The 12094-nt window shown below is 73.4% G+C and carries 12 protein-coding genes; 8 read left to right on the top strand and 4 right to left on the bottom strand.

Features of this window, described 5'->3' with window-relative positions; genetic code table 11:
* Positions 1-8 precede the first annotated feature (8 nt).
* Complete coding sequence (locus tag ABZT03_RS28270) at positions 9-338, top strand: helix-turn-helix domain-containing protein (protein WP_356044267.1); 330 nt, start codon at positions 9-11, stop codon at positions 336-338.
* Between the two features lie 384 nt (positions 339-722).
* Positions 723-2117: an endo-1,4-beta-xylanase gene (locus ABZT03_RS28275; protein ID WP_356044270.1), complete on the top strand. Its 1395-nt coding sequence runs from the start codon at positions 723-725 to the stop codon at positions 2115-2117.
* 87 nt (positions 2118-2204) lie between these two features.
* Here the strand turns inward: ABZT03_RS28275 and ABZT03_RS28280 are convergent, their stop codons facing one another.
* A complete protein-coding gene (locus ABZT03_RS28280; protein WP_356044272.1) occupies positions 2205-3743 on the bottom strand; it encodes a CYTH and CHAD domain-containing protein in 1539 nt (512 codons plus the stop codon).
* A 181-nt stretch (positions 3744-3924) separates the two neighbouring features.
* On the opposite strand from ABZT03_RS28280, the gene ABZT03_RS28285 reads away from it, so the two are divergent.
* From ABZT03_RS28285 to ABZT03_RS28300, 4 genes are all read left to right on the top strand, one after another.
* Positions 3925-4728 (top strand): alpha/beta hydrolase, encoded by an 804-nt coding sequence (locus ABZT03_RS28285; protein WP_356044275.1) that lies wholly within the window; start codon positions 3925-3927, stop codon positions 4726-4728.
* Entirely contained in the window at positions 4728-6113 is a 1386-nt protein-coding gene (locus ABZT03_RS28290; protein ID WP_356044278.1) for a SpoIIE family protein phosphatase, read from the top strand. Before ABZT03_RS28285 ends, ABZT03_RS28290 begins: the two co-directional genes overlap by 1 nt.
* The gene (locus ABZT03_RS28295; RefSeq protein ID WP_356044280.1) at positions 6110-6445 is read left to right on the top strand and encodes an STAS domain-containing protein; all 336 of its coding nucleotides are present in this window, start codon (positions 6110-6112) and stop codon (positions 6443-6445) included. Before ABZT03_RS28290 ends, ABZT03_RS28295 begins: the two co-directional genes overlap by 4 nt.
* A gap of 95 nt (positions 6446-6540) precedes the next feature.
* On the top strand, positions 6541-7452 hold the full coding sequence (locus ABZT03_RS28300) for a restriction endonuclease (RefSeq protein WP_356044283.1): 912 nt from the start codon (positions 6541-6543) through the stop codon (positions 7450-7452).
* Between the two features lie 48 nt (positions 7453-7500).
* On the opposite strand, the gene ABZT03_RS28305 is transcribed toward ABZT03_RS28300, so the two are convergent.
* Positions 7501-8466 carry a YihY/virulence factor BrkB family protein gene (locus ABZT03_RS28305; RefSeq protein ID WP_356044286.1) on the bottom strand — a complete coding sequence of 322 codons (966 nt, stop codon included), beginning with the start codon at positions 8464-8466 and terminating at the stop codon, positions 7501-7503.
* 188 nt (positions 8467-8654) lie between these two features.
* Here ABZT03_RS28305 and ABZT03_RS28310 point away from each other — a divergent pair, with 188 nt between their 5' ends.
* Both ABZT03_RS28310 and ABZT03_RS28315 read left to right on the top strand, forming a co-directional pair.
* The gene (locus tag ABZT03_RS28310; RefSeq protein ID WP_356044344.1) at positions 8655-9155 is read left to right on the top strand and encodes a universal stress protein; all 501 of its coding nucleotides are present in this window, start codon (positions 8655-8657) and stop codon (positions 9153-9155) included.
* A 344-nt stretch (positions 9156-9499) separates the two neighbouring features.
* A complete protein-coding gene (locus tag ABZT03_RS28315) occupies positions 9500-10720 on the top strand; it encodes a PP2C family protein-serine/threonine phosphatase (protein WP_356044289.1) in 1221 nt (406 codons plus the stop codon).
* A gap of 24 nt (positions 10721-10744) precedes the next feature.
* Here the strand turns inward: ABZT03_RS28315 and ABZT03_RS28320 are convergent, their stop codons facing one another.
* Entirely contained in the window at positions 10745-11446 is a 702-nt protein-coding gene (locus tag ABZT03_RS28320; RefSeq protein ID WP_356044292.1) for a class F sortase, read from the bottom strand.
* Positions 11447-11560: 114 nt separating this feature from the next.
* Positions 11561-12046, bottom strand: a complete 486-nt coding sequence (locus tag ABZT03_RS28325; protein WP_356044295.1) for a hypothetical protein — start codon at positions 12044-12046, stop codon at positions 11561-11563.
* Positions 12047-12094: the final 48 nt, after the last annotated feature.

Here is a 12094-nt window from a genome sequence, read left to right on the forward strand (position 1 = left end):
TTCGCCCCATGGATGGAGTGCTCGAGCCGCACAACGGATGGACGTTCATCACCAATCACGCCCGCGTGCTGGCCGTGATCGCGGACAACCAGTCCGCGCGCATCCGTGACATCGCGGCGCACTGCCGGCTGACGGAACGCGCGGTGCAGAAGATCATCGCCGATCTTGAGCAGAGCGGCTATCTGTCGCACACCCGGGAGGGGCGCGGCAACATCTACCGGATCGAGGCCGGCAAGGTGCTGCGCCACCCGGCGGAGGCCGGACTCAGCGTGGCCTCCCTGCTCTCCCTGCTCGTCCAGGACGAGGCCCACCGCGCCGACGGACCTGCCCGCGGCTGACGCTTCCCGGAACCTGCGACCCGCACGCACTCTCCGGAGCCGGCCGCCGGCTGGGCGCGCACCCGCGGCGACCCCCGCACCCGGTGTCCGCGCCACCGTCCCGGGCTGGGCAGGTCCTTCTTCGAAACTTTCGGTGGTTCGAGCGACAGTTGAGGGAAAAATAGGGGCGTCCGGCCGACACGACAAGGGGCGCAGGACCAACAGAGCGTCCGTACGGCCTTCTTGAGCCATCTGTGAAAGGCCCTCGTGGGTTCCGTTGACGCTGACGGGTGCCGGTCGTAGGGTCTGCCGCGCGATTCCGGAATCCCATCGAAAGTTTCGGAGCATCCGTCCCGGGCGGATGCCCGTCCCACCCTGCTCCACTCACCGGAAGAAGGGGACGAGATGGCCACCCGCACGTCCATCGCACAGGCATCGAGGCGCCCGCACGGGCGCTCCCGCACCCGCACGGCCTTACTTCTCGGCCTCAGCGGCCTGCTCGCCGGGGCCGGCGTCACCGCCCTCGCGGGCACCGCCGACGCCGCCAGCACCCTCCAGTCGGCCGCAGCGGGCAAGGGCCGCTACTTCGGAGCCGCGGTCGCCGCCGGCCACCTGGGCGAGGCCCCCTACGTCTCGACGCTCGACACCGAGTTCGGCGCGGTCACCCCCGAGAACGAGATGAAGTGGGACGCCGTCGAGAGCAACCGCAACTCGTTCAGTTTCGGCGCCGCCGACCAGATCGTCGGCCACGCCCGCGGCAAGGGCATGAAGGTCCGCGGGCACACCCTGGTGTGGCACTCCCAACTGCCCGGCTGGGTCTCCGGCCTGGGCGCCACCGACCTCAGAACGGCGATGAACAACCACATCACCCAGGTCATGCAGCACTACAAGGGCCAGATCTACGCCTGGGACGTCGTCAACGAGGCGTTCCAGGACGGCGGCAGCGGCGCCCGGCGCAGCTCGCCCTTCCAGGACAAGCTGGGCAACGGCTTCATCGAGGAGGCGTTCCGCACCGCACGCGCGGCGGACCCGGCCGCCAAGCTCTGCTACAACGACTACAACACCGACGGCGTCAACGCGAAGAGCAACGCCGTCTACGCGATGGTCAAGGACTTCAAGGCGCGCGGTGTCCCCGTCGACTGCGTGGGCTTCCAGTCCCACTTCAACAGCTCCTCGCCCGTGCCCGGCGACTACCAGGCGAACCTTCAGCGCTTCGCCGACCTCGGCGTCGACGTGCAGATCACCGAGCTCGACATCGAGGGCTCCGGCAGCTCCCAGGCCACCAGCTACGCCAACGTCGTGAAGGCGTGCCTCGCCGTCTCGCGGTGCACGGGCGTCACCGTGTGGGGCGTCACCGACAAGTACTCCTGGCGCAGCTCCGGAACACCCCTGCTGTTCGACGGCAACTACGGCAAGAAGCCCGCCTACGACGCCGTGCTTGCCGCCCTCGGCGGCTCGGGCTCCGGCGGAGGCGGGGGCGGGGGAGGCGGCAGCGCCGCCTGCACCGTCTCCTACGCCAAGGGCCAGGAGTGGAGCGACCGCTACAACGGCACGGTGACCGTCACCGCCGGCTCCGCCGCGATCAGCGGCTGGACCACCACGGTCACCATGACATCGCCGCAGAAGGTCTCCGCGACCTGGAACGGCACGCCCAGCTGGGACGGCAGCGGCAACGTCATGACGATGCGGCCCAACGGCAACGGCACCCTCGCCGCCGGAGCGTCGACGAGTTTCGGGTTCACCGTCATGAAGAACGGCTCCACGGCGAGCCCCGCGCTCGGCTCCTGCACCGCGTCCTGACCGACCCCGCACCACGTGACCCCGGTCCTGACCGCGCCCGTACGGCGGAGCACGGTCAAGGCCGGGGTCACGGCCGGGCCGGGTGTCTCAGCGCTTGAGCGCCTTGCGCAGGCGGGGTTCGGAGGCATCGGCCCACACGCCCGGCAGCTCCTGTTCGCGTTCCCGGGCCACGACCTGTTCCCGGCCGTGGAGCAGGCCCCAGGTGAAGCCCGGCTCGCCCGCCGCGTGGGCCGCGAGCGCGAGCCGGCGCAGCGTGTCCCGGGCGACGACGCCGTCCTGGTGGTCGCCGAGCACCTTCTGTACGGCCTTGATCCGCTTCCCGAACCGTTTGGCGGGCTTGCCGAGGGAGGACCGCGCCGCCTCGGTGGCGTACCGCGTCCGCTTGGCGGCCTTGCGCGCCTCGTGCAGGGCCCGGTCGGTCTCCGTGCCCGGCGGCAGCTCCAGTGCGTGCACCACCCGGGCCGCGAGACGGTCGTACTCCTTGGTGACCGCCTTCGCCATCACCTTCCCCGGTGCGCGCGTCGCCTTGTCACGCAGCGGCGGCTTCTCCGTGAGCGCGGCCAGGGAGTCCAGCAGGGCCAGGTACCGCGGGGAGTCGAGGGCGTCCAGGGTCCGCTGGCGGGCGGCGGAACTGTCCGTGACGTGCCACACCCGCAGCCGCGCCCGCACCGGTCCGAGGACGAGTTCGCGCGGCAGCCTGCCGATGCCCGCGTCGAGCCGCTCCAGCAGCACCTCGTGGTCGCGTTCGCCGCCCAGCTCACCGCCCAGCCACTTCAGTTCCGCACGGACCGGATCGGTGACCCGGCGGTCGAGCACCGGCCGCTGGGACCGCAGCACGCTGCGCAGCCGGCGGCAGGCCACGCGCATGCGGTGCACCGAGTCCGGCAGGCCCCGTCGTACGGCGGGGTCGAGGGTCACGAGGGCGTGGACCTGCTGGTCGACATAGGCGAGGACGTGCTCGCCGGCGGTGCCGGCGCGGACGCGTTCGGCGCGGGCGTCCGGCAGCCGGGGCGCGCCCGCGGCCGTCTCCTCCAGGGCCTTGGCCAGCTTGGAGGGGTGGGGTGCCCGCTCGATGCCCTCGCGGCGCAGCGCCTTGTCCACGGTGTCGAGGACGGCGGGGTCGGCGCCCTCGGCGAGCTCCACCTCCATCTCCGCCCACTCGGCCCGCGCGGTCCCCGGGAGCGGGGAGTCGGCCCGGACCGCGTCGACGGTGAGTTCGGCCACAGTGGTGCCGGTGCCGTCGAGGAGCAGCCGGGTGTCGCGCCGGGAGCGGACGCGGACGATGGGCCGCAGGTCCGCACCCCGGGTGCGGGAGAGCGCCAGCTCCCGTAGTTCGTCGGGGAGTTCGCTGTCCGGCGGAGTCTGAATCTCCTCGCGGGTGTCGCCGGATCCGGGCAGCTTGAGGTGCCAGCCGGCGTCGCTCCCGCCGCTTCTGCGCCGCAGGGTGGCGGAGCCGGCCGCGAGCCGCAGGTCGTCCGTGTCGAAGTAGACGGCGTCCAGCTCCTCGACGCCCTGTTCCACGACGGCCCCGATGCCGTCCACGCCCGTGAGGTCGGGCAGCCACGAGGTGTCGTCGGCCGAGGGGGCCTCGTACTTTCGCTCTGTCTCGCGCGTCGACTTGGCCATACAGTGCGCGTACACCGTCCGGCCCGGCTCAAACCTCGCGGCGCCCCCGATCCGGCGCCGGAAGGGACTGTGACGGGCGGCTCGGGCCGGCCCGGGTGCCGCCGGGCGGACCGGGGGTACCGTTCCCGGCTCCGGGGCGTGACAGTTCTCGTCGCGGCCGGACGATGAGAGGATCGTTGGTATGGACATCCATCGGAGGAACAACATCACGGTCACCGGCAACCCCGCGGGACCGGTGGTGGTGCTCGCCCACGGGTTCGGCTGCGACCAGAACATGTGGCGCCTGACCGTGCCCGCGCTGGCCGAAACCCACCGGGTGGTGCTGTTCGACTACGTGGGCTCCGGTCGCTCCGACCTCTCCGCCTTCGACGAGGAGCGGTACTCCTCCCTGGACGGCTACGCCCAGGACGTGGTGGAGGTGTGCGAGGCGCTCGACCTGCGGGACGCGGTGTTCGTGGGGCACTCGGTCAGCGCCATGATCGGCGTGCTGGCCGCCCGGTGGGCCCCGGAGCGGATCGGCGCCCTGGTCATGGTCGGGCCGTCGCCCCGGTACATCGACGACATCGGCTACACAGGCGGCTTCAGCCACGACGACATCGACGAACTCCTCGCCTCGCTGGAGGCGAACTACCTGGGCTGGTCGGCCGCCATGGCCCCGATGATCATGGGCAATCCGGAGCGGCCCGCCCTCGGTGACGAACTGACCGCGAGCTTCTGCGCCACCGATCCCGCCATGGCGCTCGTCTTCGCGCGGACCACCTTCCTGTCCGACTCCCGCGACGACCTGAAGACGGTCGACGTGCCGACCCTGGTGCTCGAGAGCACGCAGGACCTCATCGCACCCCGCGAGGTCGGCGCCTTCGTGCACGAGGCCGTTCCCGGCTCGAAGCTGGTCACCCTGGAGGCGACCGGTCACTGCCCGCACATGTCCGCCCCCGAGGCCACCAACCAGGCGATCACCGCCTTCCTGGCGGACCTGCGCTGATGGCCCGATTGGGACACGAGCCCGGGCCCTACGACGCCGGCGACGGCGCCGCCGAGGCGGCGTTCGCATCACTCCTGGAGGACAGCGCCGAGGAGCTCTACGAGACCGCGCCCTGCGGCTACCTGTCGACGCTGATGGACGGAACCGTCGCGAAGATCAACGCGACGCTGCTCGACTGGCTGGGTCTCACCCGGGAGGCCGTGGTGGGCCGGATACGCTTCTCCGAGCTGCTGACCGTGGGCGGCCGGATCTACCACGAGACGCACTACGCGCCGCTGCTGCGCATGCGGGGCGAGGCGAGCGGGATCGCGCTGGAACTCAGGACGTCCGGGGGCGGCCGGCTGCCGGTCCTGCTGTCCTCGGCCGTGAAGTACGGCAGCGGGGGCGAGCCCCAGCTGATCCGCACCACGCTCTTCGACGCCCGCGACCGGCGCGCCTACGAGGAGGAACTCCTCAGCGGCAAGAAGGAGGCCGAGGCGGCGAGGCGGCAGGCGGAGACGGCACGGCGGCAGGCGGAGGCCGACCGCACCCGGCTCCAGGAGGCGCTCGCCGTGCTCCAGCGCAGCCTGCTGCCCGACGCGCTGCCGGCCGTCCCCGGCCTCGAAGCGGCCGCCTACTACCACACGGCCTCTCCCGACCGGCTAGGCGGCGACTTCTACGACGTGTTCGCCGTCGACGGCAAACGCTGGGTGTTCTTCCTCGGCGACGTGTGCGGCAAGGGGCCCGAGGCCGCGGCCGTCACCTCGCTGACCCGCTACACCCTCAGGGCCGCCGCCCTGCACGACCCCGATCCCGTCGCCGCCCTCAGCACGCTCAACACGGTGCTGCGAGAGCGGTACACCGGCAACGACCCGCGCTACTGCACCGCGATCTTCGGCATCCTCGAACCGGAATCGGACAGCGGCCGCGTCACCGTGCGGCTGGCCTCCGGCGGCCACCCGCCGGCCCTGGTCCTGCGGGCCGACGGCGGCTGCGACCTCCTGCCCACCCCCGGCGGCCTGCTGGTCGGCGTGCTGCCCGACGCGCGCTTCACCTCCGTCACGACCACCCTCGCGCCGGGCGACGGTCTGCTGCTGTACACCGACGGACTCACCGAGGCCCGCACCGGCCCCGACCGCACCTCGCTGTACGGGGACGACGCCCTGCGGGTCTTCGCCGCCGGGCACGCCGGCGCCTCGCCGAAGGCGCTGATCTCGGCGCTGACGGACCTGTTGCACTCGTTCGGTGAGGGCCTGGACGACGACACGGCCCTCCTGGCCCTGGGCGTCCCCGCCGCCACCCGGGCCGGCCCCGCCACCCCGACCGTTCCCGGCACCCCGGGCACGTCCGCCGAGGCCCTGCCCGCCGAGTCCCCGTCCGACCCCGCGACGAAGAAAACACCATGAGCCCGTTGAAGATCGCCTCCCGAGACGCCGCCTCCGGTCCCGTACTGGAGATCGCCGGCCCCCTCGACTACACCCACGCCACGGCCCTGCGCGACCACGTCTCCCGGTGCGTCCTCGGCCCCGGCCAGTGCCTCACCCTCGACCTGGCCGACATGGAGTTCTGCGACTCCACGGGCATGAGCATCCTCATCGCCGCACGCAACCACGCCCTCGCGGCCGGCGCCGACATCGCGCTGACGGCCGTACCGCCGGACACTCTGCGGGTGATGCGGATCGTCGGACTCGACCAGATCTTCACGATCCGTCCGGCAGCGGGCGCGGACGGTCTCTGACGAACCCGGGCTGACCTGGGACGTTCGCCGGAGCGGCGGGCGGGGTGAAGTTCATGATCTTGGGAAGACGCGAGAACGATCTTCGTGTCGATCCCATGAGGGGGGATTTCACCACCGTGGCCACACCCGCGCAGCGCATACGCCCCGCGAGCCGTCGACGCGTCTTCGACCTGCGAGCGACAGCCATGTTCTTCACGCTCCTCGCCGTCCTGCTGAGCGTGACGGCCTTCGCGGCGCGCACCGCTGCGGGTGTCCTGGAGCGACGCCCCGGCTGGGCGCTGATCCTGCTCCTGCTGACGGCGGCCTGTGTCATGGTCCTGCGGCACCGGCGGCGCCGGTTCTCACCGGCCCGGGCGGCGCTGCGGGCCGCCGCCGCGCTCGACGAGGCGTCCAGGGCGGCCGCCGACTTCCTGGAGGCGGCCCCCTCGCCCGCCGGTGCCGCCCTCGCCGGGACGGGGACCGGACCGGGGCCGCTCCTGTTCGTGGACACACCGGGGCCCGGAGCGTTCGTGGACACCTCCGAGCCGGGCGGGCCGCGGGCCGCGACCCTCGTGGACGACGTGACCCGGGCGCTCGGCCGCGAGAGGACCGACGCCGAGAGAGCCGGTCCCGTCATCGGCTACGACGCTCTCGACCCCGACGCCTTCGAGGAGGCCGTCGCCGCCCTCTGCGAGCGGGACGGCTGCACGGAGGTGGAGGTCGTCGGCGGAGCCGGAGACCTCGGCGCCGACGTCCTCGCGGTGGCCCCGGACGGGCGACGCGTCGTCATCCAGTGCAAGCGCTACGGCGAGGGCAACACGGTCGGCTCGCAGGACCTCCAGCGCTTCGGCGGCACCTGCTTCGCCGTCCACGAGGCGGAGGTGGCCGTCGTGGTCACCACCAGCGACTTCACCGCACCGGCCGCCGAGTACGCCGAACAGTGCGGCATCCTGTGCTGGGACCGGACCGCCCTGCGGACGTGGAGCGACGGCACCGGGCCACGGCCCTGGGAGCAGCCGCCGGCCTGAACCTCCCCGGCGCCCTGCCGCGGGGAACCGCGCGCGGTGCGCCTGCGCTCAGGCCCCCGGCCCCGGATCGGGCCGTACCGCCGCGTGGACGCCGGCCCGGGCCGCCTCCAGCTGGGCGGCGAACGCGATGCCGAGGAACAGCGCCACGCCGGTCAGGTTCGCCCACAGCAGCAGTGCGACGAACGCGGTGAGCGGGCCGTAGACGGCGCCGAACGTCCCGCTCTTCTCCACGTACAGGGCGAGCAGCCAGGTCGCCGACACCCAGATCAGCAGGTGGACGGCGGAGCCGAAGGCCAGCCAGGTGTAGCCGGGCTGGTCGCGGCGCGGCGACCACCGGAAGATCACCGCCGAGGCGACCCAGGCGAGGACCAGGCCCACCACCAGCTCCAGCGGCTTCCACCAGGAGGCGGACCCGCCGGGGCTGCCGACCGACTCCACGACCGCGCTGCCGACGGCCTCGCCGGCGACCAGCACCACGAACCCGAGGACCATGGGGATTCCGGCCGCGACCGCAAGGACCAGCGCCCGCCCGTACTTGCGGGGGAAGGGCCGGTCGCGTTCGATGCCGTAGATCCGGTTGGCGCCCCGCTCGACCTGCCCCATCGCCGAACCGAGGTTCAGCAGCGCGAACCCCAGCCCCGTCCACAGCGCGAGGGTGCTCCACACGTCGCCGTCCGCGCTGCGCCGGGTCCCGTTCAGCGCGTCCTCGACGACGTCGGCGCTGGCGCCGGGCACGATACGGCCCAGCGTGTGCTCGATGATGCGGCCCACCCCTTCGGTGTGCACCGAGGTGGCGAGCCCGACCAGGGCCACGGTGAAGGGCACCAGACCCAGCACCACCTGGAAGCCCAGGGCCCGCGCGTTGGTGAACCCGTCCGCGTAGCGGAACCGGGCGAAGGAGTCGCGCAGCAGCCGCAGACCCCCGTAGTGGCGCAGCGCGGTCAGTGCCTCGTCACCGGAGAGCTCGTCTCCGATCATGTCCCTGGTCTGCGGGACGTGGACGGCGGTACCCATCGCTCGGTGTCTCCTCGGCTCGCGCGGCTGGTCTGTTCACCGCATGCCCCGCGACGGCCCCTCTCAGCGGCCCGGCGTCCCCCGGTCGTCGCGGACTTCCGGCGGCCGGCGCGCGGCCGTGGCACTGTGGACATGGCTCCGGGTCCGGGGAGCGGGTACAAGGGGCGGGTACAGGGAGGCTGATGCCCGTGCGAGTGGTCGTGTGGATCACCGAGGGGACGTGGCCCGCCTGCGTCGACGCGGCGCGCGCGCACACGTCCGACGACAGCGGCGTCGTCCTGCTGCATGTCAGCGCCCCCGACGTCCCCGGGGTCGCGCACGGCGCCTACGCCGGTCTGCTCGGCCGCGGTCACCAGGAACGCGATCCGGGCACCCGGCTGGAGGAACTGGGCGCCACCTCGGCCGCGTTGCTGCTGGACGCGGCGGCGGAGCGGCTGCGCCGGCCGTGCGTCCGGATGGAACGGAGCGGGCGGCCCGAGCAGGAGGTGATCGCCGCCGTCGAGGGCGCCGACCTGCTGGTCCTGGCCCGCGACGGGGACCGCAGCCGCCTCGGGCCGCGCAGCCTGGGGCACGCCACCCGCTTCGTGCTCGACCACGCCCCCTGCCCGGTCCTGCTGGTCTGGCCGGAGACGGTGCCGGACACGCGCACCCTGCCACCGCCACCCCCTCACCCGCCGCACCGGCGCTGACACCGGCCCACCGGCGACGGCGTCCGGCGGGCCGTCCCGAACGTGAAGAGCCCCGGCCGGCCGGGGGAGACCAGCCGGGGCGGCTGCGGTGGTGACGCGGAGGGCGGTCGCCTCGCGGCGGAAGGCTCCGTGGGGCTTCAGCCGGACGATCGTCCCCACAGGCGGAAGGTGAGGCCCGGGGACACTGTCCCCTCCGCGACCACACCTCGTCAACGGCCCGCCGCGCCCGGTTGTTCCCGTGCGGTGCGCCCGCGCATCGCACGCCCGCCGGGAACGCGGGCCGGGTCGCTACCGGCCGTCCGGGCCTTCCGGTGTTGGGATGGGGGCGGCGGAAAGGGGCTGTGATGACCGGTGACCGGGGGCCGGGGCCGACGGGTCCGGCCGATCCGTTCGCGCTGGCCGGACGGGCCGTCGGCGCGATCGGCTCGACCCTGGACGACCGCAGGACCGCGGTGGAGTGCGCGCGGTTCCTGGTCGGGGAGCTGTGCGAGGCGGCCGCGGTCGACCTGTTCCCGCAGGACGAGGTCCGCCGCGCGGAGCACGGCGGACCCCTGCGCCCGGCGGCGGCCGAGGGCCGGCACGATCTGCTGGCGAGTCTGCACGGGGTGCCCCGGGCCGACGTCCTGGTCCGGGCCCTGGACGCGGGCCGGCCGATCACGGCGTCCCTCGCCGCGCGCGCCGGCGGGGTCGTGGCCGCGCTGTCCGTGCCGCTCCTTGCGCGCGGCAGGGTCTACGGCGCGGTGCTGGCCGTACGCACCGACCGGGCGTTCGCCGACGACGAGGCCGCGGCGGTGCACTACGTCGCCCGGCTCACCGCCGCCCACCTGCACCACGCCCTCGACCACCACCGGCTGCACGGCGCCGCGCAGCACCTGCAGCAGGCCCTGCTCGCCGAACCGGGCCGCCCCCACCCCAACGTGGACATGGCCACGCGCTACCTTCCGGCGGGCTCCGGCGCGCTGGTGGGCGGCGACTGGTTCGAGGCCGTACGCCTGCACTACGGCCGTACCCTCCTGGTCATCGGCGACGTCATGGGGCACGGCCTGGACGCGGCGGTCGACATGAACGCCTACCGCTCGATGCTGCGGTACGTCGCCTCCACGGACCTGCCGCCGCACCGGATCCTGAGCCGCATGGACACCGTGATGTCCGAGGAGCACAACCGCCGCCCCGCGACCTGCCTGCTGGCCCTGCTGGACCCGTCCCGCGGCACGGTCGCCCTCGCCGGCGCGGGCCACCTGCCGCCGGCCCTCTTCCACCCCGACGGCACCGGGGCACTCGTCGACCTGCCCGTCGGCCCGCCGCTCGGCACGGGCCTCGCCGAGTACGACATGACGACGCTGACCGTGCGCCCCGACGACACCCTGGTGATGTTCACCGACGGCCTGGTCGAGCGGCGGGGCGAGGACATCGACACCTCGCTGGACCGCCTCGCCCGTCTGCAACTGTCCTCCGGCCAGGGCGTCACCGGCGTCCTGGACGAGATCCTGCTGCGTCTGGACGCCGGGGCGGCGGACGACGACGTCGCCGTCGTCACCGCCCGGCTGCGGGGCCGGCCGGCCTGAGCCGTCCGGCGGCCACGGCGCCGGTCACATCAGGTGGGCGAAGACCACCAGGTTGTCCGTGTAGTCCCTGACCGTGCGGTCGTAGTCACCCGCGCAGGTGATGAGGCGGACCTCCGCGTCGGGTGTGTCGGCGTAGACCCGCCGGCTGGGGAAGTGGTCCTTCTCGAAGGTCTCGACGCTGTCCACCACGAAGGACGCCCGGCGGCGGTCGGCCCGTACGACGGTGAAGACGTCGCCCTTCTCCAGCTCGCTGAGCCCGGCGAACACCGCCGCGGACGTCTTGGTGTCGACATGCCCGGCGATGACCGCCGTACCGATCTCACCGGGGGAGGCGCCCTTGGCGTGCCAGCCCACGAGGTTCGTGTCGTCGGCCGGCGGGGGTTCGAGCTGCCCGGTGGGGCCGATGGCGAGGTCCGTGAACGGGGCGTCGACGAAGATCTTCGGGATGAGCAGGCGCACCGGCCTCGACCGGGGCAGGTGGGCGCCGACCGGGCGGACACCGGGGGAGGCGGTCGTGGCGGACCCGGGGCGCGGCGGGGGAGCGCCGGCGGCGGAGCCGGACGAGACGCCGCCCGCGGTGCCGGAGGCCGCGTCCCGGCCGCCGCCGAACACACTCGCGGCGAAAAGCAGGAGGACCACGGCGCTGAGCACCATCCAGCTGGTGCGGGGTCCCTGTTCGGCGGGCTCCGGGTCGGTGCCTGCGGGGGCGGAAGGACGGGCTGCCATCGGACATCACCTCTATCTGGGCACGGCAGCGGACGTACGGGGCGGACACACAGCAGACCGGGCCGCCACAATGCGCACGGGTGGCGGCCCGACTGCTATCGCGTCCGGCATGGGTCAGGCCACGTTTCCGGCCGTCTTGTTGCGGCGCAGCGCGAACGCGCCGGCACCGGCGACCGCCAGCACGGCCAGCCCGCCCGCGGTCATGCCCGGAGAGGCGAGGCCGCCGCCACCGGTGTGCATGCCGCCGTGCGGCTGCTCGTGGTCGCCGCCGCTCCAGGAGCCCTTGCCGTGCTCACCACTGCCCGAGTCCCGGGGGGACTCGGTCTTGTAGGTCTCCGGGTCGGTCTTGGGGTCCCGTGCGGTGGCCCAGTCGTCGCCCGTCGTGGCGGTCAGCGCGCCACCGCCGGTGTGCATGCCGCCGTGCGGCGCTTCGTGGCTGCTGTCCTTGTCGTGCTCCTTGCTGTAGCCGGAGGAAGAGGAAGAGGAGGAGGAAGAGTCCTCGTGGTCCCAGCCGCCGTCCGCCGCGTAGGCGCCGGGAGCGGTGAGCGCGAGGACGGCAGAAGCCGCCGCAGTCGCCAGGAACATGCGGGTAGAGCGCATCTGAGATTCCTTCCGTCGCAACCGGGCAGCTGGTGCTTCGTCAGCTGT

Source organism: Streptomyces sp. NPDC005574, from assembly GCF_040605435.1.
GTDB lineage: Bacteria > Actinomycetota > Actinomycetes > Streptomycetales > Streptomycetaceae > Streptomyces.